The following is a 24429-nucleotide window of genomic DNA, read 5'->3' as shown; positions in this document are numbered from 1 at the left end:
GTCCGCAAATTTGTCCGGTTTCCTCCTGATCTTCGCCGCATCCCGTCCCCCTCTGCCTCAAAAACATGGACAGAAGGTTGACTGCTCCATGCGCGGGATGGCGACCTCATTGCAGGTTCGGACCTCGCGCGTGCGTACCCCTGAATAAAGATACAATCTCAAACGCTTGACAGGTGGAACTTATCCGGCATTCCACGTCGGATAGAACGTTGCGCGCAACTTCTTTTTCAAAAAAAAAGAGAAAGAATAATAATATGCACGAAATTATTTATAATAAATATCGATCGGTTTCAGGTTTCGATAATCGGCAGCGTTTTCTCGTTCTCCATTACACTGCCGGGAATTTCGCGAGCTCAATCGCGGCCCTCACCGGCCCTCTCGTCAGTGTGCATTACATCGTACCAGATGAGACAGATCCCTCCTATCGGGCTGCCGGTTACACGGACACAAAAATCTTCAATCTTGTGGATGAAAAAGATCGCGCCTGGCATGCCGGAGTAAGCTACTGGCGCGGCCGCAACAACCTCAATCACTCATCCATCGGCATTGAGATTGTCAATCTGGCGACGGATGATCACGGCGTCTTCACCTTCCCCCCCTATCCGGAGAAGCAAATCGCGGCGGTGAAGGAACTCGTGCACAGTATTTTGCAGCGTTACCCCGATATTGATCCGCGCAATGTCGTCGCCCACTCTGACATCGCACCCAGCCGCAAAAGTGACCCGGGACCGAAATTTCCGTGGAAAGAGCTTTATGATGAAGGCATTGGTACATGGTACGATGCGGCGGACAAGCAGAAATTCCTTGATGTGCTTTCCGCATCCGGGCTGAAGATGCTGCGGCCAAGTCGGTGCATGATCCTCGAACTTCTGAACCGGTTCGGATATGACGTTTCCGGCGCGTCGACGTCAGCGGGCTTCACAAGTTTGATACGCGCCGTACAACTCCATTATCGCCCCGAAAAATATGATGGCGTTCTCGATGATGAGACGATCGCGATCATCCTCTCCCTCGCTGAAAAATATCCGGATTTATAAGCCCAGCTAACTTGTCGGGGCGCACGGTCCTGTGTCGATGCCAGGAACCACCATGCATATGCATGAAAAACATAACGTTCCGAAAAGGCCGTGTCGTCCCCGCCGCCCTGTCAGGTCAAACCATCCTGAATGGTGATGCCCCTGTCGCATCGCCATGCGCCATCGCTGAGGGCTCAGCCAGGGCGCCGATTGGCGTATGCCGCAGCGGCACCAAGGAGGCCCGGCTGGTGATAAGTGATGATTTTGACGGGGATACGGCTCATCATCGTCTCAAAACGACCTTTTGCAATGAAGCGCTCCGCGAAGCCGGAGTGCGGGAGATGGTCCGCAAGACGCAACCCGACCCCACCCGCAATCACAACGCCCTGCGCCCCATGAGCCAAAGCGAGATCGCCGGAAATTGAACCGAGTGAGAGGCAGAAGCGCTCAAGCGCGGCGGCGGCGATGTCGTCATTACCGCGAATGGCCTGATCCCATAATTCCCGATTATGGCGTATGGCGGCGGGCGCACCGTGCATCTCGGCGATGACTTCATAAAGATTGCTCAGGCCCGGACCTGATACGACACGCTCAGCCGACACGCGCGTGAAACGCCCGCGCAGTTCGGTCAGGATGCGGTCTTCCACCCGGTCGAGCGGCGCAAAATCAATATGCCCCCCCTCCGTTTCAATCACGTCGTAACGTCCTGATTGACGCAGGAGGCAGGCCGCACCGAAGCCTGTCCCCGGCCCGACAACCGTGATGGACCCTGTCTCTGGCAATGGCACGTCAGAGCCGCAGAGATGCTTCAGATGCGCGTCATCCACTTGGGCGACGGCGTGGGCAACAGCACCGAAATCATTGATCAGCACAAAATCATCAAGCCCGAGACTATGCTTGAGATTATCAGGCTGAATAACCCAGGGGTTATTCGTCATTTTGAGAATATTGCCCTGGATCGGGCACGCAATCGCGATGCCCGCCTGGCGTGGCAGCGGGTTTTTCTGAGTCTGCGCGAAAGCCCGCCACGCCAGCGCCAGGCTGGCATGGTCGGCCGTGCGCAAAGTGACTTCAGGCGCAAGTTCCGTCACCCGTCCGTCAGCAATCTTCGCGACCGCAAAACGCGCGTGGGTTCCGCCGATATCGATCGCAACTACTTCCTGCATCAAACTGCCTTTATCTTTTCCTGTCTTCAGCCCCTGACGGCGCATAATGAGGCGCGGGGTCATGCCAGGCTGAATGTTCAAATTTGTCTGTTTACCCTTTAACGCGGGCCCTGTGATACCCGAATCGAACGCAACAACATATGGGCAAGATTTCGTGGCGTAACAGCTTCAATCATGCGTAACAGATTGAAGATCCTGGGAAAAGTAACATGTCCGCGTCGTTGTTTTAACGCTTTACTGATCACGGAAACAGCCTTCTCCGGCTTGGCGAGGAAAGGTTTAAACCCGTTAATGCGGCGGCTCATCCGAGTGTCAATAAACCCGAAAGAAACCAAAGTCACATTTACGTTATAGGGGGTCAATGCCGCCCGCAAAGCCCCGGCAAATCGCTCTATCCCGGCTTTTGAAGCACAGTAAGCGGCCGAGAAAGGCAGATCATGCCATGCCGCGACAGAGCCGGTGAAGACGATATGGCCGCGACGGCGTTTGACCATAAGCTCGGCCGCGACACTCGCGAGCCCTGTCGGCACCGCGTAATTGACCAACGCCGTCTCAAGAAGAATGTTAGGCGTCTCGACAACCCGCCCTGGCTGACGCATATCCGAAACCCCCGCATTGAGAAAAAGGAGATCAATCGGCGCCTGTGCCTCAGCTCTCTTAAAAGCATCGAGAGATTCCTGCATATTGCTGAGGTCAAGGACGACGATATCGGTTTCGGCACCCGCCGCCGCGCAAATTTTTGCTAAAGATTCGAGACGCTGGAGGTCACGCCCCCACAAGGAAATACGTCGCGCCTGTGCCGCATAATGTTGCGCAAGCGCCGCGCCAATGCCGCCCGATGCACCAGTTATTAAGACGTGGTCATATAACTGCAAACACTTTGACATTTCGGATGAACGTGACATTGAACAGGCTCTTGAAGTTAAAAACGCGGACCGGTTTACACCAGCTTGCTGAAAAGGGAGAAACTTTGTTTGAAAAATCGGTAACGCCGGTTGCCCAGCGTGCAGCGCATCCCGCCAATCATCCTGCGGGAATTTCAAGCGACAGGACGCAGGCCGTGACGATCCGGTCAGTCACAACCCGCAAGGATCGCGCGTTGTTCATAAAGCTGCCCCGCCTGCTTTACCAGGGGATGGCATCTTATACCCCACCGTTGGATATTGAGCAGAGGGACCTCCTCGACCCGGGCAAGGCCCCGATCTTCCGCCATGCCTCCGTGCAATATTTTCTCGCCTGGCGGGGTGCGCGGCCTGTGGGGCGCATTGCCGCCATCGTTGATTACGTCGCGACAGCCCATTGGGAGGAGCGGATCGGCCTCTTCGGGGCGTTGGATGCTGAAGCGGATGAAAGCGTGATCCGCGCCCTGCTTGACGCGGCCCGCGCCTGGCTTCGGGAAAACGGCATGGTGCAGATGCGCGGCCCCGTCACGCTCAACTGCCATGGAGATTCGGGGGTGATGATTACCGGGCAGGATGAAGCCCCCATGATCGCCACGCCATGGCACCCGCTTCACCTGCATCGCATGATGGAGCAGACCGGGCTGAAGAAGGAAATGGACCTCCTGACATTCCGCCTCGACCTGAAGCAGGATTACGATTTCTCTTCCCTGTTTCCGCAGGGTTTTGCGCCGGGGACGGGTCGGTATGAGGATATCTCGATCTCCCGCCTCTCGAAAAGGCAGATCGCCGCGCAGGGGGAGGTTTTACGGGCGCTTTATAATGATGCCTGGGCGGGCACATATAATTTTGTGCCCATGCAGGCGCACGAGATGCGCACCATGATCAAGGCTTTACGCCCCGTTCTCTGCCCTGAACATTACGTTCAGATCGATCAGAATGGCGCACCGGTGGCCATGGCGCTCGTCGTGCCCAATATTTTTGACCTCGCCCGTGATATAGGCCCCCATCCCTCCCCCCTTGGCTGGATAAAGCTTGCAGGGCGAATCATGACCCATCGCTGCGAATCGGCGCGTGTCATCCTTCTGGGCGTATCGCATCTCGTGCGCGGCACGATGCTCGGTGCCCTTCTGCCCCCATTGGCGATTTCAGAGTTATTGTCCCGCCGCAACCGTCTGCCTTACCGATATGTCGAACTCGGCTGGATTTTAGAGACAAACACGCCCATGCTGAATTTGGTGGAGCGTTTCGTCGCGCAACCCAACAAAATCCACCGCATCTACTCGGAAAGCCTCGCGGGACCGCCGAAAAATTAGAAATGCTGCCAGCCGCGGCGGGTCAATTGGTATGGCGCGCCCGTCTCGTCAAGCAATTGCGTCGCGGCGGGGCCGGGTTTGACGGTCCCGATGCGCGTGATCCGCACAGCGGCGCGCTGTGATGCCTCAAATATCGTGGCGGTGGCGGTTTCGGGGGCGGTGAAAAGCAGTTCATAATCATCCCCGCCCGTCACAAGCGCCTCAAAATATTTCTGCTGTAATGCGGGAGGGAGCTTCTCAGGAAGGGGAATATCTGCCGCGTTGAGCGCCATGACGACCTGGCTTTGCATAGCGATATGGCCGGCATCCTGAATGAGGCCGTCTGAAATATCGAGGCAGGAAGTCGCCACGCCGGGAGGGATCACATGCGGGCGGGGTTCAGGGCAGCGATAACGCGCTGCAAAACCATCATCAAGCTGGTCAATTTTGCCGGTTAAAGCCTGAAGGCCCAGCCATGCATTTCCGATTGAACCCGTCACCCAGATGGCATCGCCCGGGCGCGCGCCACCTCGCTTCAGGAGGTGGGCTTCAGGCACTTCCCCGATCATCGTCACGGAAATGACGAGTGGACCATCTGTCCGCGTGGTATCGCCGCCGATCAGGGCAAGATCGTAAACCTTCTGATCCGCTGCGAGCCCCTCGGAAAACCCTGCAAGAAAATTTTTTCCGCGCTGAGGCGGCAGGGTCAGATTGAGCAGATATGAGACAGGGCGCGCGCCCATCGCCGCAGAATCGGAGATATTGACTCGCAACGCCTTGCGCGCAATGAGGTCCGGCGGATCATCGGGCAGGAAATGAACATTTTCAACAATTGTATCCGTTGAAATGACCTGTCTTTTCCCGTCAGACACCGCGTTGAGGCAAGCCGCATCATCCGCGAGCTGGAAGGCCCCTGACCCGGCCAGAGGCGTGAAATATCGCGCGATGAGGTCAAACTCACCGCCTGGATGATCGTCCTCCTCGGTCATCATGATGCCAGGGGTGCGCCCTCCGTCTCCTGAGAGTCATGCCCCTGGGTGCGGCCGATCGCGTCCAGCACGCCATGCACGAGTTTTGACTCATCCCCCGAGAAAAACCCATGCGCCACGTCGAGATATTCGTTGATGACGATCCGTATCGGCACCCCGGTGCAGATCTCATACGTGCCGGCACGCATCAAGCAGCGCAAGACCGGGTCAAGACGTGAGAGCGGCCAGGTAGGCGGCAAAGCGCCGGTGATCAACGCGTCAAATCGCGCATCTTCTTTGACGACGCCGCGCACAATGCTCTCAAATAAGGCGCGATCAGCCATCGGGGCCTGACCTTCCTCAAATGAGCCCGTTTCATTCATTGAGAGGCGATGATCGGTGAATTGCGTGATGACAAGTTCGGCGCGCTCACCATTTTGCTCACATTGATAAAGCGCCTGAATGGCGGCCACGCGGGCGACAGTACGTGATCTTGTTGGTTCTGGGGCGGACGCGCCAGTCATTTAATCCTGATCCTTCGGTCGATCTGTTTCGGAATCCATAAGTTCGGGCTCCTTAAACGTCTTTTGCTGCATGACCGTCAACAGTTTTGAAAACGCCTCCAACTCCCGGAAATCGAGATAGACACTCGCGAACCGGACAAACGCCACCTCATCGACAGTCTTGAGAGCGTTCATCGCCGCCTCACCGATCTGGGAGGAGGAGACCTCACCCTCCCCCATCGCTTCAAGCTGACGCACAACCTTATTCACTAGGCGCTCCTGCTGCTCCTCATCCACGGGACGCTTGCGCAGGGCGACACGGACGGATTTACTGAGCTTGTCACGATCAAACGGAACACGGCGTTTGTCGTTTTTAACAACGACCAGTTCCCGCAATTGGAAACGTTCAACCGTGGTGAAGCGATTGGTGCAGGACGGACAGATACGCCGCCGCCTGATGGAGGCACCATCATCCGCAGGCCGACTATCTTTAACCTGGGTGTCCATGTGACCGCAGAATGGGCAGCGCATTGCCGGTCCTCGTGCCTGTGATGGGGGTAATATTATGCGGTCATGCAGCAGGTTTTGCACGCGTTTTAAACTGTCCGCACCGTTTTGACCTTATGATTTTGTTCAGGCGGGCCCTGTCAGGCATTTTTTTTCGCTTCGACCGTCGGTTTATTTTTGAAAAGGCTCAAGTCATCACGATGCGCACATGGTCTTATAACGTTGTCAGGACGCTTTTCTGTGCGTTCCTGATGATTTCTTTTCCCTGTTATGCGGATAATATGGATGAGGGGATTGAAAATGCCGGGTCCGGCGATCTCAACGCGGCGCGCGACCTGAATATTCGCGGATGGCTGCGTCTATCGCGCCATAATCCGGAAGTCATCAATATCTATATGGAAATCACAAATGAGGGGAAGGATGCGTTTCTTATCACCGGGATACGCTCCGATTCCTGCCCATCTATTTTCGGAGTCAATTTCGACCAGGATGACACGGAGCAGGCAGCAGAGATGTTCACCCATTTTACAATCCCACGTAAAATGACCCTCGTCTTCCCCCGCGGGGGGTATCACCTTGTCTGCCGCGGTTTTCAGCCTGAGAAGGGCGCGCCACAGCAGGTCACGCTGGATTTCCACTTTCTGACAGGCGGTAAGAAACGTGTCGTGCTGAACATGAATGATAAGGAGTTCTGAGCCGACGCCTAGCCAGCCTCAGCTTCCAGCTCTCGTGGAAGGGCGCGTCCGTGCGCACGCAGAATATCCAGGATCTGCTGGCCATAGCGCGCGATTTTATTATTCCCCAACCCTCTGATGTGTTCGAGCGCTGACATATCAGGCGGCTTCTCCGCGCAAAGCGCCGCGATGACAGCGTCATGAAATACCAGGTAAGGCGGGATGTTCTGACGCCGCGCCTCCTCCTTGCGGAAATTGCGCAGCGCCTCAAATATCGGCGCGTCTTCTTCCGCGACCGTCAGCTCTGACAATACGCGTTCGGACATGGCGGCGCGGCTGGCAGCTTTATGAAGGTCCCGCTCATCCTTCAGCATGACGGCACGCTCACCACGCAATATGGGCCGCACCTCCTGGCCGTTGAGTTTCAGGACCTTATGCTCACCATCCAGCATGATGATATTATGCGCGACAAGCTGGCGCAGAAGGCTGCGCCACCATTTCTCAGTCTCGTCCTTACCCGTGCCGAACACTGTCAGATGCTGATGCGCATGGGCCGCAACGGCGGTGGTGAGGCGCCCACGCAAAACGGACACGACCTGCGTCGCGCCGAAGCGCTGTCCCATGCGGTAGATTGCGGAAAGCGCTTTCTGCACGGGTATGGACGCATCGAAAAGGTTGAGCGGCCGCTGACAATTATCGCAATGCCCACATTTCCCCTCGAAATCCTCGCCGAAACAGGCAAGTAATTGCTGGGTGCGGCATTTTGTTGTCTCGGCAAAGGCGATCATCGCATCGAGGCGGTTGCGCGCGATTGCGCGGGCTTCCTCCGGCGCAGCGGACTGGTCGAGCCAGTATCGCGCGCGGGCGATGTCTTCCATGCCGTAAAGCAGGTAGGTCTGAGAGCGCTCCCCATCACGCCCGGCGCGCCCGATCTGCTGATAATACGCCTCCGGTGAGGCTGGCATATCGAGATGCACCACGCAGCGCACATCGGGCCGGTCGATGCCCATGCCGAAGGCAATTGTGGCGACCACGACCAGCGGCTCCCCGCTTCTAAAGCGCGTCAGGACGGCGCGCTTCTCCTGAGAAGATAATCCTGCATGGAAAGGTAGCGCGACAAAACCTTGTTTTTGAAGCTTTTCGGCAATCACCTCCGTCTTATTGCGCGTGCCACAATAGACGATGCTTGCATGTTTCTCATGGGCTTTAAGGATGGCAAGCAGGTCAGCGATCTCAGCGTTTTTGGGACGCGCCGCGAGGTGAAGATTGGGGCGATGAAAGCTCGAAACAAACTCACGCGCATCACGCATGTCGAGAGATGCGAGAATGTCTTTCTGGGAATTCGGATCCGCCGTCGCGGTCAGGGCAAGGCGGGGTACTCCGGGGAAATAGCCCGGGAGGCGCGCAAGCTCCCGGTAATCCGGCCGGAAATCATGTCCCCAAACGGAAACGCAATGAGCCTCATCAATCGCGATGAGGGAAATCTGACGTCTGCCGAGCCATGACGCGACGCCTGACGCCAATAGCCGCTCCGGCGAAATATAAAGGATTTTGATTTCGTCGCGCCGCAGCTGGTCCCGCAATGTGCCCAGCTCATCCGCCTCCAGCTCGGAATGCAGCGCCGCCGCCTCAATGCCGAGTTGCCGCATCGCCGCCACCTGATCATTCATCAACGCGATCAGCGGGGATATAACAAGTCCCATCCCCTCGCGGCATAATATTGGCAATTGATAGCACAGGCTTTTGCCACTGCCTGTCGGCATGACGACGAGGAGATCCTGCCCCTGCATGGCGGCAAAGACAACCTCCTCCTGTAAACCTCGGAAACTGCTATAACCAAAAACGGTCTCAAGCACGCCACGTGGGTCATGGCGTTTTTCAACATCCATGGACGGGGCCCAGCCTTACATGGCGTCGACGCTTAACGCGCACGATGCGGCCTTCTTCAGGGGTCAATCTCGATGGTGACGGTCCGTGACGCGACAACGGCGTCCTTCGCATTGCGCGGGGCGCGGGATTTCTGCTGAATGATGCGCCCATCAACACCCTGGCGTGCAAGGGCTTCCGCGACATTTGCGGCGCGCTTCATCGCCAGAAGCTCATCCGCTGACAAATTGCGTCCAGCTTCAGCATGGCCAATAACGGCGACTTTGCGCGCATGCTCCTTGATGGCATCACTTGCGGCGCGCGCGATAACGGCGTCGGCCGTGCTCGACAGTTTTACCGATCTCGGCGCAAAAAATACCGGATAACGGTCGCGATCCGACCCGCTTTGACATGCAGCGAGGCCGAGAACAGCAACAAACGGCATTTGGCGAAGATAAGCGCGCATTTATTGTCTTCCTTTGCTTGGGGCGATGCGACTCACCGCCTGCGATAAAGCGGATGGAATCACCAACTTCGCCCTCAATGATCCTCAGAAGGTCGAAATCGCCGATAATTGACCATCACTCAGTTTCCACGCCGAATCAAGCTTTTCGACACCCGTCAGGCGATGAAGCACCATGATGAGTGTCCGCCCCGCCATAACGTGATTCATCGTGCGGAAGAACTGTTGCTCTGTTTCAGCGTCAAGACCCGCTGTTGGTTCATCCAGCACGATGATCGACGCGTCGGAGAGGAGAATGCGCGCTAAAGCGAGGCGCCGCCCCTCACCCCCGGATAAAGTGCGTCCGCCTTCACCCACCCAATGATCGAGTCCCTCTGGCAGCGCTTTGACGGTATCCGTCAGGCCCGCTTGCGTCAGGGCGCGCCAGAGCGTTTCGTCCGAATGGGCGAAACCATCAAGGCAGAGATTATTTCTGATCGTGTCCGCAAAGATGTGAGTCGTCTGAGACAGCCAGGCCACGTGGCGACGCAGCGATTTTGTGTCAAATTCCTCATAGCCATGATCATCGATCATCAGGCGCCCACGTGTTGGCGAGACGACTTTCAGAAGCAGGGAGACGAGACTCGATTTACCGACGCCTGAGGGGCCGATGATGGCAATGCGTTGGCCTCTTATTATCACGAAATCGCAATCTCGCAGAACCGGCGGTCTGTCCGCCTGCCAGGTAAAGTCGACATGGTCGAAACGGATCTGGGCGAAATCGGGGTCAAACTCCTTCCGGCCATGTAGTTGCGCTTGCTTCTGCGTCACAAAAACCGTTACCCGCGCGGCCGCGTGACGCAATTTTCCGAGCAGAACACCTGTGCGGGCGAAACCCTGAAGCAGCTCCAATCCGGCAACGAGTATAAAAATCAGGGCGACAAAGCCCGTCATTCTGCTGCCATGGGCCATACAAGACCCGACCCCGATAAGGCAGAGTGCAAGCATGGCCTGACCCAGAAGGTAGGAGACCATTCCGGATGCGGCCTGACGTCGGGCCTGCGTGGCTTCAGCTTTGATCAGATGCGATGCATCCTGATGCACGCGCCCTTCCAGCAAGGATTGCGCACCATAGATCCGGGCCTCCCGCAGCCCGACCGCGAAATCCAGGCCGGAGGACCGTAATTGCCCCTGTGCCCGCAACACATCCCCACCGGAACGCGACGTCCATGAAGCGGATAAAACGGGCAGGCCAGTCACCATGCCCAGGGCAATGACCCCCAATGTCACAGCGAGGGTGAAACTCAGTGCCCCGGCGAAAAAGATAATGGCGAGGATTGTCACGATCGCCGCGCAGAAAGGCGTGATCAGCCGCAGATAGATCGCGTCCAACGCATCAACATCATGAACCAGCCGGGAGAGCATATCCCCGCTGCGCATAAAGCCCATCCCATGGTCAGAAACCCGTGCGAGATGGCGGAAAAACCAGACACGCGTCGCGGTTAACGCCCTGAACATGGCGTCATGCGCGCAAAGGCGCTCAAAATAACGTAAAATGACACGTCCCGCGCCCAGCAGGCGGAGGGTCAGGAGACTTACAAGCGCCGTCGCACCGACGACGCCGACACGGGCAGCGGCACTTCCCATCAGGGTCAGGCCGATAAGGGCGGAGAGGATCGCCAATATGACGCCGAAAGTGAGGCGCCATTTATAAGGCTGCCAGACATGCAGGATCGGTTTGAAAACACTTAACGCCTTTCCGGCTGGTTTTTCCAGATCCGTCACGTGTTCCTGCGTCATGATGATGCCCGCCCGCGCCCGAGCGTCAGTTTCTGTGTCGCCAAGGCGCGCACCTTCTCTGCATGGCTGGCGAGGATCACCGTCCGCCCAACCGCGAGGGCCGCGATGGCGTCGATAATGTCCTGCTCACTCTCCGGGTCGAGATGAGCTGTCGGCTCGTCCAAAAGAAGTATCGGGGCATTTTTGAGGAAGGCCCGGGCGATGGCGACGCGCTGCGCCTGCCCGCCTGAAAGACCATAACCGCCCTCCCCCATCATTGTATCGAGCCCATGGGGTAATTGCCGGATGACAGGCTCCAGGGCCGCCCTTTTAACAGATTGAAGAAGCGCCTCCTCTGTCGCATCCTGTTTCGCAAAGAGGATGCTGTCCCGCAACGTGCCCGCGAAAATGACGGGCTTCTGGTCGATCCAGCCTATCATGCGTGCCCGCGCCTCCGCGGAAATCTCCGTAGCATCCACCCCGTTGAAAGTGATCCTGCCTGCTTCCGGCACGATAAAGCCAAGGATCAGCTCCATAATGGTCGATTTACCAGCCCCGGAAGGCCCGTCCGTCACCAGAATTTCGCCGGGCGCAACATCAAAATTAAGGGAGTCGATGATGCGTGGCCGGTCACTTCGCCAGCGATAGGAAACATCATGAAAGCCCAGCGTCACAGTTTGCGGGGTCTCGACGGTAAGAGCATCAGGCGGCGTTTCAAGAGAGGGCAGCCTGGCGAGTTCGGCTGCGGCGGCCTCCGCCTGGGCGACATCCTGATAAGCCAGTCCCTTGGCGCGGAACGAACTATAAAATTCCGGCACGCAGATGATGGTGAAAAAGACAGAAAAAATATCGTAGGAATAATGACCGGGCCGGGCAAGCATGTGGTGGATCTGCCCACTATGGATCACCACCACACTGACCAGCGCAATGACAGAAGCGAGGTCCGTCGCTGTTGAGGAAAGGAAGGCCGTGCGCAGGACGCGCATCGTCCGTTGGCGGAGCGCATTGCCTGAAATCTGCAATTGCGCCGCTTCATGCGGCACCGCACCGGCAAGCACCAATGTTGCAATACCCCGCGTCCTGTCCAGAAAACGCGTTTGCAATCGCAGCATGGCGATAAATTGCTTCCTGGCCTCAACCCCCGTCCAGATGCCGAAGACGGCCTGCGCGATAACGGCAATGAAGGCGGAAACAAGCAGGATAAGAGCGGCGGCGGGTTTGACATAAGCCACCGCGCCCAGAACAATTATGGGGGTGATGCGCCATGACGCCTTGATCGGCAGATAACGCGCAAAATAACCGTCCATCGCTTCAATATGGTCAACAACCATCGCCGAGATTTCCGCACTATGGCGGCGGCGAAGCAATTGTGGCCCTTCGGAGGAAATGGCGCGCATCACATATTGCCGCAAATTCTGGCGTGCGCGAGCACCGCAGCGATGTGCGGCAATCTCTCGGGAATATGAAAGGAGCGCGCGCGCCACCGCCAGCGCCGCGAATGCGAGGATGCAGGATGTGACATGGACATCAACCCCACCGATTGCCGCCGTGATCACCCAGGCGATCAGCGCCGCCATCACGACGCCGATCATGCTATCGACACACGTCATGACAATGAGGGGCAGAATTTGCGCCCGTACACGACGTTGCTGCTGCCGAAGCCATAACTTCGCCTGATTTTTGTCGTCCCGATTCATATGCCGCCATATAAGCGTCTGATCATGTCAAAAATAGTCATTTTTAAGGGGGAGGAGAAAATTTTACCGTTTTTCAAGCTTCTGGCGCGGCTGCTTATGACAACGTCATCCGACGCACAGGCTTGACGATAAAGGTCAGGACAAAATTCGTCCCATCCATTGTGGAAAGTGTCATTTCACCGCCGAGCTGTTTGGTGAAGCCTGCGATCAGTTTGAGACCCAGCTTCTCGCGCCCGCCCTCCTTTTCAACATTTTGCGGGTCGAAGCCAATGCCGTCATCCTGAATTGTCAGGGTGCAGACCTCCTGATCCCGCGTGAGGGAAAGTTTGACGGCGCCGGATCGTTCCCCCGGGAAGGCATGGGCGAAGGCGTTCGTCATGACTTCGGTGACGATCAGTGCCACAGGAACAGCCTGATCCGCCGTGACCGTGACGGAATCAAGCTTGAGGTCAAGCTCTACCCGCCCCAGCAAATTGGGCGCATAGACAGCGTAAAGTTGTCGCGCCAGTTCACCTAGGAAATTTTCCAATTGCAGGATGGCCGCCCCGCCATCGGGGTAAAGATGACGGTGCAGGGTCGCCAGGGCGCGGACGCGCTCCCGGATCTCCTGAAATTCACGTCGTGCTTCTGGCTGGCTGATCCGCTTGGCCTGCAGGTTCAGCAGCGAGGCCACAATCTGCAGATTGTTTTTGACGCGATGATGGATTTCTTTGATCAGCACATCCTGTTCCCGCATGGCACGTTTCAGCTCCGCCTCATGGCGGTCCAAATCGCGCGTGGCACGGCGGAAGGCCCGCAGCATGAAGGCCACTTCTGACGGGATGGATCTCGGGAAACTCGGGTTGAAATGCCCTGTCCGACGCCAGACATTGACGGATTGCGCCAGTCTCTGAAGCGGTGAGACGAGGTAAAAATGGGCAGCGATCGCGACGAGCGCGAGCTCAATAATCAGCATCAGCGCAATAAAGGCGACCCGGGCGAGGAAGAGGTCAAGCGCATGGGCCTCCTTCGGTTGCTGATGCCGCGTTGCAACCAGGCTCCGTCCCTCAAAAACAGGTACGTAAGAATAGGATATATGCGCATCCTGAAAATGATCCAGCTCCAGCTTCTTCCGCGCATCCCGGGCGATGCGTGCCAGGGCGTAAGATGTCCATGCTGTCTGGGCGTGCCCTCCCGTGACAAGGGGAAGCGGCGTGGAGGTGGGGGACGAGTAAAGCCAGAGGTCACCGAAGCTGGGCGCTGTCACACCGCGTATGGCGTGGCTGTAATTCAGCGCCTCCGCAATCGGAAAATATTTGATCCCGACGAGAAAACCACGCCCGAAGCTTTTATTCGGGCGCGGATAAGGCGTCCTGAGCGTGACTTTGACATAAACTTTCTGATCCGCCACGCCAACAAATGGTGAGATGGCGGGATCCTCCCCTCCTGGCGTTTTCAGCCAGCTATGGCTTGAGAAGGCACGCTGCCCCGGCGCGCAATCCGGCGACGACTCATCAGGTGTCGGGAAGCGATAGATGATCTTCTCCGTCTCATCCAGCAACATGAGGCGGCACATCGTGCCTAAAGGCATCTGCATGTGCACGTCAGGTAATTGGACCGTACCATTTGTAACAATGCGGGAGGAAAGCGCCTCAAGCCCGAGACGGACACGATAGACCTGATCAACAATCAGGGAGCGGGCGAAAAAAAGATCAGCCTGGCTGCGGTCAAAGCCGCCATTGACGGAGGTGCGGTAAGCGTGCCAGGCCAGCACTGCTGAGACGGCTGCAAGCGGCAGCGTCGCGAGGACGATGAATGTGATGACCCGGGCGCCGGCCGAGGAGAGACAATTGAGTCTCAAATGGCGCAATCTGGGCCTCCCTCATGCAATTTAAAACCGTCTGCCTGCCAAATTCTGATCCCTGCGGTTTCAGGATTTCTCGCGATCGTCCTGAATGAGGCGAAGAAGCTCCTCGGGGATAGGCTCATTCGCAATATCGTCATACAAAGCATGCAGACCTCGCTTGAGCCAAAGATCGAACGCGTTTTCCGGCTCCGCGTCGTCATTTGGGCGGGCAGTTTGCGGTTTGATCTCCTTCCCCGCGCCCATAACATCACCTCGAAAATAAGATCCTGACCGACAAGAATTTCATTAATAAACAGCACGACCGCCGTCGAGTTGCAACGACGCGCGGTCGAACCGTTCGACATTATCGCCGACAGATTATTTAATTTCATAGGTTTACAGATGCTTTCTCAATTTATAATTCTTCTTGAAGCGTGGCGACTCCACGGAGTCGCCGTTCGTTTTCAATTATTAAACAAGTCGTCGTAAGCTTTGCCGTGACGTCGGCGCTCATCAATAGCCGCTTTTAAAGCACTTACCTTCAGGCGTAACTTGTCGTTAGAAGGTAATTCACCTGTAAGCCATGCTTCAAGTTGGCGACGCGCCCGAAATACGCGGCTCTTTGCTGTCCCAACTGCGCACCCGGTCGCCTCGGCCAGTGCCTCATAACTAAGGCCCTGCACCACCACCATTACCAGCGCCTCACGTTGATCCGCCGGCAGGCGGGACAGGGCAAGGGACAGGTCTTTGAGGGCAAGATTATCGTCATGTGTCGCATTGGTCGCGAAAGACGATGCAGGCACATCATCAATATCGGTCGTGTCACGCTTCTTCCGCAGGTCGGAAATGAAGCGGTTTCTGAGAATACGATGCATCCAGGCGGAAAAATTGGTTCCGGGGATAAAACTGTCCTGCGCGGCCAAAGCATTGCACACCGCATCCTGCACAAGATCCTCCGCGGCCGAACGGTTACGCGTCAGAGAAAGTGCCTGAACACGAAGTTTTGGCAGAATTTTTATCACTTGGTCGTGGAAGCTGGACATAAAACCACCCTTTCCCGGTTGTCCTCTACCGGCATAAATGGATGGGAATTAAAAAAGGTTGCAGTAGCGCGAAAGGTTCACAAAAAAAGTGGATTTTTTTCGTCAAATTCGCGCGACATCCCCTTCCCGCATTTCGGCCAGCCTGTCCCGCGCGCGGGAGACGCGGGCTTTCATCGTCCCGACCGAGCAATCACAGATTTGCGCGGCCTCCTCATAACTGAAACCCTGCGCCCCCACTAAGATAAGGGCCTCACGCATCACGACGGGAAGTCGCCAGATCAGAACACTCAAATCCATGACCTGGTCCTGATATCGCGGTGCGCCATGCGGGTCAGTCCGGGCGCGATCCTCAAAATCCGCCATGACTTCCTGCTCTCGCTTTGAGCTGCGCAGCCCCTCATAAAAGAGGTTGCGCTGCACTTTGAGGATCCATGCCTTTAAATTTGTACCTTCCTTATATTGGTCATGCGCCCGGAGGACGCGCAGGACCGTCTCCTGCACAAGATCATCAGCTGATGAAACATCATGCGTCAGGAACCTGGCGAAGCTACGCATCGCAGGCAAAATTGCCGCCAATCCACGTCTCAGTTCACCATCCACGTTTCATCGACCCTTCTCGGCCTGCCATCATCGATGGGTATAGAAATCTTGAAGGCAGATACAATATAGTTGTTTCGTCAAGAGGTTTACCATAAAAATGGAGAGTAAGCTTCGTTTCTTGTTCCGTTCGAACCGCGTTTATATGAGGATCGACCCATGGTATCAGATTTGCCGCGTCAGGAGCTTTACCGTGCACTCCCGTTTGCCCGGCGGTTCGCACGCGCCCTGACCCGCGGACAGCAATCCGGGGATAAGCTTGTAACGGAGGCGTTAAAGCGTTTTCCCATATTGCCTGATGAGGAGACATCCCTCAGCGCCCGGCATCGGCTTTACCGCATCGTCGCGGAAACCTTCCGCCAGATTGTCAAAATCGCGCCGGATGACGTGCCGGGCCTGTCGCTGGATCAACGTTTTCTTCTGCTCCTGACAGCTTTGGAGGAAGTCCCGATCAGCAAAGCTGCCGAGATTATCGGGCTGGATGAGCGCACGGCGATGCATAAAGTTATGGAAGCTCATAAGGGCCTGCGTTCCATGGCGGAAACCAGCGTCCTGATTATTGAAGATGAGCCGATCATCGCTTTTGACATCCAGAATATTGTGGAACAAAGCGGGCATCGCTGCGTCGGTGTCGCCCATACGGAGGCCGATGCTGTCCGCCTCGCGCGGGAGACGCAACCGGGCCTGATCCTTGCCGATATCAATCTGGGTGCTGGCGGGGATGGTATGTCCGCGGTGCGCCGCATCGGCCAGAATCAGGACATTCCCGTAATTTTTGTGACTGCTTATCCTGAACGCCTCCTGACCGGTGAGTCGGAGGAGCCACCTTTTGTCATCACCAAACCTTTTGAGCCAATGACGCTCGCCATCACGACTTATCAGGCCGTTACAGGTGGGTTATCGACGATTTGACCTTGTCAAAACCCATGCGTTTCGCCACGGATGACGCATGGATGCGCCTCTTTTAACACTTCAGAATATTTCGCTCTCGCTTGGTGGCCCCCCACTCCTCTCGGACGCCGCCTTGTCCGTCCATGAGCGCGACCGTATTTGCGTCGTCGGGCGCAATGGCTGCGGCAAATCGACTCTCCTGAAAATAGCGTCCGGGGAGATATTGCCGGATGGGGGGCAGAGATTTCTACAACCCGGCACGCGGGTCATCTATGTCCCGCAGGAGCCGACCCCGGGCGATGCGAAGACCGTCTTTGATTATGTTGTGGCCGCTCTGCCGCCGGCGCGCCATTTCCGCGCGCGCAGCCTGATCTCGGAAGTCGGACTCACGCCGGATAAGAACGCCGCCGCGCTCTCCGGCGGTGAAATGCGTCGTGCCGCCCTCGCGCGCGCTTTCGCGGCGGAGCCTGACCTCCTTTTGCTGGATGAGCCCACAAACCATCTGGACCTCCCCACAATTTTATGGCTGGAAACGGCGCTTCGTCGCCTCAATGCCGCCGTCATTTTCATCAGTCATGACCGGCAATTTCTTAAAAATATGTCGCGTGGGGTGTTGTGGATTCATCAGGGGCAGACCCATCGCCTGAGTGAGGGGTTCGAAAAATTCGAAAGCTGGCGGGATGATTTTCTGGAAGAAGAGGAACGCAGCGCCCATAAGCTCGACCGGCAGATCGCGCGTGAGGAAGACTGGATGCGTTACGGCGTCACCGCCCGTCGCAAACGCAATATGCGCCGCGTGGCGGAACTCGGCGCGCTGAGAAAAGAACGTTCGGAACTTCTCTCACGCCGACGCGGCGCGATGTCCCTAGAAGCCCGGACCACCCTCGCTGGCGGGAAACTCGCCGCCGATATTGAGGCACTCGGCAAATCTTTCGGTGATCGCTGCCTTGTTCAGAACCTCAACCTCAAAATATTGCGCGGCGACCGTATTGGCATTATCGGGCCGAACGGGTCAGGCAAGACAACGCTGCTCAAGCTCATCACAGGTGAACTGACGCCGGATCACGGTCGTGTCGCGTTGGGCCCTTCCATCCAGCCCATCGTGATTGACCAGAGACGTGAAACACTCGACCCATCACGCACGCTGGTCGAAAGTCTGACGGATGGCAAGGGCGACATGGTGCAATGTGCCGGCCAGACGCGCCACGTTATAGGTTACATGAAGGATTTTCTCTTCCGCCCTGAGCAGGCACGGACACCGGTCAGCGCCCTTTCCGGAGGTGAACGCGGCCGCTTGGCCCTCGCGAAAGCCCTTCTGACCCCGACAAATTTTCTCATACTTGATGAGCCGACCAACGATCTCGACCTTGATACGTTGGAAGTTCTGCTCGAATGGCTGGAGAATTACGCGGGCACCGTCCTGCTGGTCAGCCATGATCGCGACTTTCTTGACCGTATCGTCACGTCGACGCTGGTCGCGGAGGGAGAAGGGCGCTGGACGGAGTATGCGGGCGGCTATGCCGACATCGCGGCGCTTTCCCAACCCCTGAAGAGCCCCACATCGCGGGAAGATGTGACGACCGAACGCAAAGCCCCCTCCAACAAGCCCTCCCTGCCGAGCCGGAAACTAAGCTACAATGATCAACGGGCCCTGGATCAACTGCCAGAACGCATCAGCAAATTAGAGGGAGCGATTTCCCGTATGACGGCGGAACTCGCGCAACCTGATCTTTATCAGAAAGACCCGGCACGCTTCAGCACCCTCACCGAAAAACTGGCGCAAAGCGAGGAGGCGCTTGAAGCCGCGGAAGAACAATGGCTCACGCTTGAACTCAAAAAAAGCGCCCTCTCCGCGCCTCCTGACGCTTAGGGGAGTTGCCCCAATCCGGAGGCGAGCACACGGGCGCGCGATTCCTCGATACAGGCGGTGATCTGAAGCGCCGCGTCAAGCGCGCGGATCCCCGCTTCCGCATTGACGAGGACCGGCGCGCCATCCTGGCAGGACGCGACAAAAGCCTCGTGTTCGGCTTCGATGTTATCGTGATCCGCCCAAAGAATGGCCTCCCGTCGGAAACCGCCAGTGCCGGGTAAGGGAAGTCCCCGCTCCCGACCGATAAAAGTCAGCTCACGCTTCATGAAGTCAGCGGATAGATAACCTTCTGCGCCGAAAATCCGCATTTTTCGCTCAGTCTTCAGGGAAATACGGCTGGCGGTGATCGTGGCCACGCACCCATTTTCAAACCGGACACGCGCATTGGCAATGTCCTCATGCGCGCTGGACACCGCGACACCCAACGCATCAATATCGCGGATCGGGCTGCGCACGAGGGAGAGGACGAGGTCAAGATCATGGATCATCAGATCGAGAATGACCGAGACATCTGTGCCACGATCCTTGAAAGGCGCGATGCGCGTGGCCTCGATATAAATGGGCTTTGTCACACGGGTTGAAATCGCCTCATGCTCCGCTGAATAACGAAGGAGGTGGCCAACCTGGAGCACGCAATTTTGCGCCGCGGCGAGCGCACCGAGCTTCTCCCCCTCTTCACGCGTTGCGGCGATGGGTTTCTCGATCAAGACATGTTTCCGGGCTTCAAGACATGTGGCGGCCAGCGCGTAATGGTGCTCCGCCGGGGCCGCGATGATGACGGCCTCAACTCGCGCCAGCAGGGCCGGAATATCTTCAGCCACGTCGCACCCGACCTCACGCGCGACGCTCTGCGCACGCGACGGGTCAGGGTCATAAAGGATTTCAAGCGTTTCCCGGTTGGATGCGCGCGATTTCAGAGCGTGAAACCGCCCGAAATGCCCTGCCCCGATCAATCCTACACGCAGGGGCCGCATCGCTGATGCACCGGAACGGAAAGTCATGTCATCACCCTAAAAAACAATTCAGAAAGCGGAGGCTTTTACAAAGCCTTTATCACCCATAAAGGGAGTTGCATCACGCCAAGGCACACGCCATCCTCAGGCGCTAGGACAAATCTGCGTTATCTGCTATACTCCCGCACAGGCAATAAGGATACTGCGACGGCCGATGATCCGTTATAATCGCTTCACACTCCTCGGCGTGCTCGCCATCTGCTTCGCCGGGCTTCTGCTATGCGTCCCGAATTTTGTGCGTCAGGCGCCCTATCACCTTCCCTGGCGTCAGGTCCATCTGGGGCTTGACCTTCAGGGGGGATCGTACCTCCTGCTTCAGGTCAATACCGAGACGCTCTCCAGTGATCGCCTGACCGCGCTTGAGGACGATATCAAGCATAGTCTGACGGATGCAGGGCTAGGCTACCGGCAATTCTCGATCGACTCAAAAACGCGGACGCTCCATTTTTATCCTCGGGATGAGCAGGAGGCCGATGCCGCTTTCAAAGTCGTCAATGATCTCCCCCGCGCCTCACCGGATGAATTCAGTGTGCAACGTGCGCAGGCGAGGATTGAGGTCGCCCTCAACCATCAGGTTTTGCAAATGCGCGCGCGTGAGGCGATGGCGCAGACGATTGAGATTGTCCGCCGCCGCATAGATGGCACAGGCGCCGTTGACCCGCAGATCACGCGTCAGGGTGAAGATCGGATTGTGGTGGAGTTGCCCGGCGTGAGCGACCCGGAGCGGATCAAGGCGCTTCTGGGCACGACCGCTAAAATGACCTTCCAGCTCGTCGCGACAGCGGGCAGTGCGCGTAATGTTGGCGGTATCACGATGATACCGGCAGCGGATAATTCGCGGCAATGGCCGGTCCTGAATCATGTTGAAGTGGATGGCGCCGCCCTCACCAATGCCGCGCCGGTCATTGACCAGCAGACCGGGCAATGGGCGGTATCCTTCTCATTCGATCATCGCGGGGCCACGGCTTTTGCCAAAACAACGACTGAGAATGTTGGCAAGATGTTTGCCATCATCCTCGATAATAAGGTCATTGAAGCGCCGGTGATCCGCACACCCATTACGGGGGGTAACGGGCAGATTACCGGTAATTTCGATGCACGCACGGCGACAGATCTCGCCCTGATGCTGCGCGCCGGTGCATTGCCCGTCCCGCTCAATGTTGTCGAGCAACGATCCATCGGCCCCTCCCTCGGTGTTGATTCCATTCGGGCCGGTGCAATCAGTCTGCTGGTCGGGCTGTTGCTGGTCATTGTGTTTATGCAGCTTTTTTATGGGCTTTTCGGCCTTTATGCCAATCTCGCCCTCATCGCCAACCTTGTGCTGATGATCGCGATACTCAGTCTGTTCCAGGCGACACTCACACTGCCAGGTATGGCGGGGATGCTGCTTACGCTCGGGATGGCTGTCGACGCCAATATTCTGATCAATGAGCGTATCCGGGAGGAAGTGCGCAATGGCCGCACCGCCCTCGCCGCATTGCAAAATGGTTTTGACCGTGCGCAATCAACGATTGTGGATAGTAATGCGACGGCCTTCCTCGCGCATGTCATGCTTTTTGCTTTCGGGACCGGGCCGGTGCGGGGTTTCGCCCTGACGATCACCATCGGCATCCTCACCACCCTGTTCACGACCATGGTGCTTTCCCGGCTGCTTATCGTGCGATGGTACGCCAAAACGCGCCCTGCGACCCTACCGGTGTAACAAATCATGTTCTCTCGCCCTCTTTTGCGCTTTTTTCGTGATGATAAAAAAATCCCCTTCATGCGGGGGCGTTATGCCGGGCTGATTGCGTCGGCCGCTTTATCTCTCCTTTCCATCGCCCTGTTCTTCAAACCGGGGTTGGAATTAGGGCTGGATTTCCGCGGCGGCATCGTTGTGGAGGCGCGCACCAAAGGCCCGGCCGATGTGCCGGTACTTCGGGAAGCATTGAATAAAAAAGGGATCACCGCCGCCGGCATCATCACATTCGGGGCGCCGGACGATGTGCTGATCCAGCTCGAAACGCCGAAAGCGGGGGCGGACAATAATCAGGAGACGCAACGCCTTGTTGACCGGGTGCGTCAAACAGTTGGGGCGGCCCAGCCCGGCGCGCAGATCCTGCGTGCGGATGCGGTCGGGGCTTCTGTCTCGCAGGAGCTTTTCCGCAACGGCATTTTGGCGCTGCTTCTGAGCCTCGGCATGATCCTCATTTATATCTGGGTGCGGTTTGAGTGGGAATTCGCGATTAGCGCCGTGCTGACCCTCGTGCTTGATCTGACCAAGACGATCGGCTTCCTCGCCATCACACGCATTCAGTTCGATCTGGTAATGGTCGCGGCGATTTTGACGATCCTCGGTTATTCCACCAATGATAAGGTCGTGGTTTATGACCGCGTGCGGGAAAATCTGCGCAAATATCGCAAAATGAATTTGCGTGAATTGCTCGACCTTTCCATCAATGAAACATTGAACCGTACTTTGGGCACGTCATCCACCGTGTTTCTCGCCGCACTGCCTTTGGCGATCTTCGGGGGTCACAGCCTGTCCGGCTTCGCGACCGTGATGTTGTTTGGTATCGTCATCGGCACATCCTCCTCGATTTTCATCGCCTGCCCCATTCTCTTGCTTCTGGGCGCAAAAAGGCTGCGTCGCGACGCGTCGTAAGCTGCACCATTATTAAGCGGTGTAAAGCCTGACCGTATCAAAGTGCCGGTCAGGCTCTCCGCGCTGCGGAATCTCCCGGCTTACGGTTTACGCTCAAGCAGATCACGGATTTCGGTCAGAAGCTTTTCTGAAATTGTGGGCTCAGCCACCTCTTCCTGCTTTTTATAAAGGCTTGAAACGAGCTTCACCAGCCAGAAGACGGCAAAGGCAACGATGAGGAACTGAATTAGCGCATTCAGAAAAACGCCGACATTGATCGTCACCGCCCCTGCCTTTGTGGCTTCCGCCAAAGTTGGCAGGACCGGACCTTTGAGGGTGATGAAAATATTTGAAAAATCAATGCCACCGGTCAGCAGACCGATGCAGGGCGTCATCACATCTTTGACGAGGCTGCTGACAATGGCCGTAAAGGCCGCGCCGATGATGATACCGACAGCCATATCAATGACGTTGCCGCGCATGATGAATTTTTGAAATTCACCCACCCAGCCGGGCTTATGTATCGAAAATTTATTATCCATTTTCTCCCTCTTAATTTGTCAGCTCGCCTCTTCCCTTATCGGGAAACGCTTCTCTTATCGAAAAACCCGGTGATTCTGAAAGTTCCCGCAAATAAGCGTTCCCTTTCACGCCTGATTGCGATAAGACGCATCGCTTATAAGTCCCGGTCGGCATCGGGACATGGTTATCTGGAGAGTTTGGCAATCATGAAATCTGGCATCCACCCTGAATATCACGAAATCAAAATTGTGATGACTGACGGGACCGAATTCACCACGCGTTCATGCTATGGTGAGCCCGGCGCGACATTGCGTCTCGACGTTGACCCGAAGTCACATCCCGCCTGGACAGGCGTGCAGCGTATTCTGGATACGGGCGGCCAGGTCGCCAAGTTCAACAAGCGCTTTGCCGGGATCGGCGCGCGCAACGTGAAGAAATAAACGCGCCGGGGACCTCTCCGGGATCTCTTGAAACCTCCTTTTCCGATCCCCATTTTAAGTTTGTTGCGGTGCCATTGGGCCGCAACAAATTTAATGGCCCAGCCCTCCGCCCTTCGGGGAGGGCTCAGCCGGATCTGCCTTAAAGGAGGTTCTTATGACCTATGATTTCTCCCCGCTTATGCGGACAGCGATTGGTTTTGACCGTTTTGCGCGTCTCATGGACAACGCGGCAAATATGGCCGCGCCGAATAATAGTTACCCCCCTTACAACATCGATAAGCAGGATGCCGACACGTATCGGCTGACAATGGCGGTTGCCGGGTTCGGTCCGGCTGACATCGATATTACGCTTGCCGATAATAACCTTGTCATCAAAGGCACGCCGCCCGCACGTTTCACGGAAGGTGAAGTGCTGCATCGTGGCATTGCGGCCCGTGCTTTTGAGCGTCGTTTCGTCCTGGCCGATCACATTGAGATCGGTGACGCGGAACTGGTCAATGGCCTGTTGACGGTCACGATCAAACGGGTTGTGCCGGAGGCTCTGGCGCCGCGCCGTATCGAAATTAAAAGCGTTGAAGCCCTCTCCGCCGCCGCAAAAGCGGAAGGGACGAAGGCCCAGCGCAACGCCGCTTAAATTGACGCGCTTTTGAGAGAGAAAAGGGTGCAAATGCGCCCTTTTTTCTTATTCAGAGGCCGGAAAACACTTGACGTTTTATCGCGCACACCGTCATACGATGACAACTTCGCAATGCATTTCCAGGCACCATGCGGACCGTATCTCGATACGACAACT

The 24429-nt window shown here is 56.7% G+C and carries 24 protein-coding genes; 9 read left to right on the top strand and 15 right to left on the bottom strand.

Annotation, left to right across the window (positions count from 1 at the left end):
* The first annotated feature begins 254 nt into the window (after positions 1-254).
* A complete protein-coding gene (locus tag N5W20_RS02880) occupies positions 255-1037 on the top strand; it encodes an N-acetylmuramoyl-L-alanine amidase (protein ID WP_319807418.1) in 783 nt (260 codons plus the stop codon).
* Positions 1038-1210: 173 nt separating this feature from the next.
* Here N5W20_RS02880 and glk read toward each other — a convergent pair whose 3' ends face one another.
* Both glk and N5W20_RS02870 read right to left on the bottom strand, forming a co-directional pair.
* Positions 1211-2182: a glucokinase gene (glk, locus tag N5W20_RS02875; protein ID WP_319807813.1), complete on the bottom strand. Its 972-nt coding sequence runs from the start codon at positions 2180-2182 to the stop codon at positions 1211-1213.
* 98 nt (positions 2183-2280) lie between these two features.
* Positions 2281-3057 (bottom strand): SDR family NAD(P)-dependent oxidoreductase, encoded by a 777-nt coding sequence (locus N5W20_RS02870; protein ID WP_319807417.1) that lies wholly within the window; start codon positions 3055-3057, stop codon positions 2281-2283.
* Positions 3058-3152: 95 nt separating this feature from the next.
* Between N5W20_RS02870 and N5W20_RS02865 the strand changes: the two genes are divergently transcribed.
* A complete protein-coding gene (locus tag N5W20_RS02865; protein ID WP_408869415.1) occupies positions 3153-4397 on the top strand; it encodes a hypothetical protein in 1245 nt (414 codons plus the stop codon).
* Here N5W20_RS02865 and thiL read toward each other — a convergent pair.
* From thiL to nrdR, 3 genes are read right to left on the bottom strand one after another with little or no spacing between them, the layout of a single operon-like run.
* Positions 4394-5368 carry a thiamine-phosphate kinase gene (thiL, locus tag N5W20_RS02860; RefSeq protein WP_319807416.1) on the bottom strand — a complete coding sequence of 325 codons (975 nt, stop codon included), beginning with the start codon at positions 5366-5368 and terminating at the stop codon, positions 4394-4396. The genes N5W20_RS02865 and thiL overlap by 4 nt on opposite strands.
* On the bottom strand, positions 5365-5868 hold the full coding sequence (gene nusB, locus N5W20_RS02855) for a transcription antitermination factor NusB (protein ID WP_319807415.1): 504 nt from the start codon (positions 5866-5868) through the stop codon (positions 5365-5367). Before nusB ends, thiL begins: the two co-directional genes overlap by 4 nt.
* Positions 5869-6378: a transcriptional regulator NrdR gene (gene nrdR / locus N5W20_RS02850; RefSeq protein WP_319807414.1), complete on the bottom strand. Its 510-nt coding sequence runs from the start codon at positions 6376-6378 to the stop codon at positions 5869-5871.
* Between the two features lie 176 nt (positions 6379-6554).
* On the opposite strand from nrdR, the gene N5W20_RS02845 reads away from it, so the two are divergent.
* On the top strand, positions 6555-7049 hold the full coding sequence (locus N5W20_RS02845) for a copper chaperone PCu(A)C (protein WP_319807413.1): 495 nt from the start codon (positions 6555-6557) through the stop codon (positions 7047-7049).
* 8 nt (positions 7050-7057) lie between these two features.
* On the opposite strand, the gene recQ is transcribed toward N5W20_RS02845, so the two are convergent.
* From recQ to N5W20_RS02805, 8 genes are all read right to left on the bottom strand, one after another.
* Positions 7058-8917, bottom strand: a complete 1860-nt coding sequence (gene recQ, locus N5W20_RS02840) for a DNA helicase RecQ (protein ID WP_319807412.1) — start codon at positions 8915-8917, stop codon at positions 7058-7060.
* A gap of 56 nt (positions 8918-8973) precedes the next feature.
* A complete protein-coding gene (locus tag N5W20_RS02835) occupies positions 8974-9360 on the bottom strand; it encodes an OmpA family protein (protein ID WP_319807411.1) in 387 nt (128 codons plus the stop codon).
* An 84-nt stretch (positions 9361-9444) separates the two neighbouring features.
* Positions 9445-11136, bottom strand: a complete 1692-nt coding sequence (cydC, locus tag N5W20_RS02830) for a thiol reductant ABC exporter subunit CydC (RefSeq protein WP_319807410.1) — start codon at positions 11134-11136, stop codon at positions 9445-9447.
* Entirely contained in the window at positions 11133-12812 is a 1680-nt protein-coding gene (locus N5W20_RS02825; protein ID WP_319807409.1) for an ABC transporter ATP-binding protein/permease, read from the bottom strand. The genes cydC and N5W20_RS02825 overlap by 4 nt, the downstream gene beginning before the upstream one ends.
* A 94-nt stretch (positions 12813-12906) precedes the next feature.
* Complete coding sequence (locus N5W20_RS02820) at positions 12907-14661, bottom strand: sensor histidine kinase (protein ID WP_319807408.1); 1755 nt, start codon at positions 14659-14661, stop codon at positions 12907-12909.
* 60 nt (positions 14662-14721) lie between these two features.
* The gene (locus N5W20_RS02815) at positions 14722-14901 is read right to left on the bottom strand and encodes a NepR family anti-sigma factor (RefSeq protein WP_319807407.1); all 180 of its coding nucleotides are present in this window, start codon (positions 14899-14901) and stop codon (positions 14722-14724) included.
* Positions 14902-15101: 200 nt separating this feature from the next.
* Positions 15102-15680: a sigma-70 family RNA polymerase sigma factor gene (locus N5W20_RS02810; protein WP_319807406.1), complete on the bottom strand. Its 579-nt coding sequence runs from the start codon at positions 15678-15680 to the stop codon at positions 15102-15104.
* Between the two features lie 102 nt (positions 15681-15782).
* Positions 15783-16235 carry a sigma-70 family RNA polymerase sigma factor gene (locus N5W20_RS02805; protein ID WP_319807405.1) on the bottom strand — a complete coding sequence of 151 codons (453 nt, stop codon included), beginning with the start codon at positions 16233-16235 and terminating at the stop codon, positions 15783-15785.
* Positions 16236-16436: 201 nt separating this feature from the next.
* On the opposite strand from N5W20_RS02805, the gene N5W20_RS02800 reads away from it, so the two are divergent.
* On the top strand, positions 16437-17189 hold the full coding sequence (locus N5W20_RS02800; protein WP_319807404.1) for a PhyR family response regulator anti-anti-sigma factor: 753 nt from the start codon (positions 16437-16439) through the stop codon (positions 17187-17189).
* A gap of 37 nt (positions 17190-17226) precedes the next feature.
* A complete protein-coding gene (locus N5W20_RS02795) occupies positions 17227-19038 on the top strand; it encodes an ABC-F family ATP-binding cassette domain-containing protein (protein WP_319807403.1) in 1812 nt (603 codons plus the stop codon).
* Here N5W20_RS02795 and N5W20_RS02790 read toward each other — a convergent pair.
* Positions 19035-20039, bottom strand: coding sequence for a Gfo/Idh/MocA family protein (locus N5W20_RS02790; protein ID WP_319807402.1), 1005 nt, complete (start codon positions 20037-20039; stop codon positions 19035-19037). The genes N5W20_RS02795 and N5W20_RS02790 overlap by 4 nt on opposite strands.
* Positions 20040-20205: 166 nt before the next feature.
* Between N5W20_RS02790 and secD the strand changes: the two genes are divergently transcribed.
* Both secD and secF read left to right on the top strand, forming a co-directional pair.
* On the top strand, positions 20206-21753 hold the full coding sequence (gene secD, locus N5W20_RS02785) for a protein translocase subunit SecD (protein WP_319807401.1): 1548 nt from the start codon (positions 20206-20208) through the stop codon (positions 21751-21753).
* Positions 21754-21759: 6 nt separating this feature from the next.
* Complete coding sequence (gene secF, locus N5W20_RS02780) at positions 21760-22695, top strand: protein translocase subunit SecF (RefSeq protein WP_319807400.1); 936 nt, start codon at positions 21760-21762, stop codon at positions 22693-22695.
* A gap of 80 nt (positions 22696-22775) precedes the next feature.
* Here secF and mscL read toward each other — a convergent pair whose 3' ends face one another.
* Entirely contained in the window at positions 22776-23216 is a 441-nt protein-coding gene (gene mscL, locus N5W20_RS02775) for a large-conductance mechanosensitive channel protein MscL (RefSeq protein ID WP_319807399.1), read from the bottom strand.
* A gap of 186 nt (positions 23217-23402) precedes the next feature.
* On the opposite strand from mscL, the gene rpmE reads away from it, so the two are divergent.
* A complete protein-coding gene (rpmE, locus tag N5W20_RS02770) occupies positions 23403-23636 on the top strand; it encodes a 50S ribosomal protein L31 (protein WP_319807398.1) in 234 nt (77 codons plus the stop codon).
* A 154-nt stretch (positions 23637-23790) separates the two neighbouring features.
* A complete protein-coding gene (locus tag N5W20_RS02765; RefSeq protein WP_319807397.1) occupies positions 23791-24270 on the top strand; it encodes an Hsp20 family protein in 480 nt (159 codons plus the stop codon).
* The last annotated feature ends 159 nt before the right edge of the window (positions 24271-24429 follow it).

The sequence above is a fragment of the Candidatus Kirkpatrickella diaphorinae genome, assembly GCF_025736875.1.
Lineage (GTDB): Bacteria > Pseudomonadota > Alphaproteobacteria > Acetobacterales > Acetobacteraceae > Sorlinia > Sorlinia diaphorinae.
This window is presented reverse-complemented; position numbering and strand designations above follow the sequence as displayed.

Excerpts from the sequence above, each read along its gene's own strand:
- N5W20_RS02880 (WP_319807418.1), top strand. The coding sequence starts at position 255 with ATGCACGAAATTATTTATAATAAATATCGATCGGTTTCAGGTTTCGAT.
- glk (WP_319807813.1), bottom strand. The coding sequence starts at position 2,182 with ATGCAGGAAGTAGTTGCGATCGATATCGGCGGAACCCACGCGCGTTTT.
- thiL (WP_319807416.1), bottom strand. The coding sequence starts at position 5,368 with ATGATGACCGAGGAGGACGATCATCCAGGCGGTGAGTTTGACCTCATC.
- nusB (WP_319807415.1), bottom strand. The coding sequence starts at position 5,868 with ATGACTGGCGCGTCCGCCCCAGAACCAACAAGATCACGTACTGTCGCC.
- nrdR (WP_319807414.1), bottom strand. The coding sequence starts at position 6,378 with ATGCGCTGCCCATTCTGCGGTCACATGGACACCCAGGTTAAAGATAGT.
- N5W20_RS02845 (WP_319807413.1), top strand. The coding sequence starts at position 6,555 with ATGCGCACATGGTCTTATAACGTTGTCAGGACGCTTTTCTGTGCGTTC.
- recQ (WP_319807412.1), bottom strand. The coding sequence starts at position 8,917 with ATGGATGTTGAAAAACGCCATGACCCACGTGGCGTGCTTGAGACCGTT.
- N5W20_RS02835 (WP_319807411.1), bottom strand. The coding sequence starts at position 9,360 with ATGCGCGCTTATCTTCGCCAAATGCCGTTTGTTGCTGTTCTCGGCCTC.
- cydC (WP_319807410.1), bottom strand. The coding sequence starts at position 11,136 with ATGACGCAGGAACACGTGACGGATCTGGAAAAACCAGCCGGAAAGGCG.
- N5W20_RS02825 (WP_319807409.1), bottom strand. The coding sequence starts at position 12,812 with ATGAATCGGGACGACAAAAATCAGGCGAAGTTATGGCTTCGGCAGCAG.
- N5W20_RS02815 (WP_319807407.1), bottom strand. The coding sequence starts at position 14,901 with ATGGGCGCGGGGAAGGAGATCAAACCGCAAACTGCCCGCCCAAATGAC.
- N5W20_RS02810 (WP_319807406.1), bottom strand. The coding sequence starts at position 15,680 with ATGTCCAGCTTCCACGACCAAGTGATAAAAATTCTGCCAAAACTTCGT.
- N5W20_RS02805 (WP_319807405.1), bottom strand. The coding sequence starts at position 16,235 with ATGCGTAGCTTCGCCAGGTTCCTGACGCATGATGTTTCATCAGCTGAT.
- N5W20_RS02800 (WP_319807404.1), top strand. The coding sequence starts at position 16,437 with ATGGTATCAGATTTGCCGCGTCAGGAGCTTTACCGTGCACTCCCGTTT.
- N5W20_RS02795 (WP_319807403.1), top strand. The coding sequence starts at position 17,227 with ATGGATGCGCCTCTTTTAACACTTCAGAATATTTCGCTCTCGCTTGGT.
- N5W20_RS02790 (WP_319807402.1), bottom strand. The coding sequence starts at position 20,039 with ATGACTTTCCGTTCCGGTGCATCAGCGATGCGGCCCCTGCGTGTAGGA.
- secD (WP_319807401.1), top strand. The coding sequence starts at position 20,206 with ATGATCCGTTATAATCGCTTCACACTCCTCGGCGTGCTCGCCATCTGC.
- secF (WP_319807400.1), top strand. The coding sequence starts at position 21,760 with ATGTTCTCTCGCCCTCTTTTGCGCTTTTTTCGTGATGATAAAAAAATC.
- mscL (WP_319807399.1), bottom strand. The coding sequence starts at position 23,216 with ATGGATAATAAATTTTCGATACATAAGCCCGGCTGGGTGGGTGAATTT.
- rpmE (WP_319807398.1), top strand. The coding sequence starts at position 23,403 with ATGAAATCTGGCATCCACCCTGAATATCACGAAATCAAAATTGTGATG.
- N5W20_RS02765 (WP_319807397.1), top strand. The coding sequence starts at position 23,791 with ATGACCTATGATTTCTCCCCGCTTATGCGGACAGCGATTGGTTTTGAC.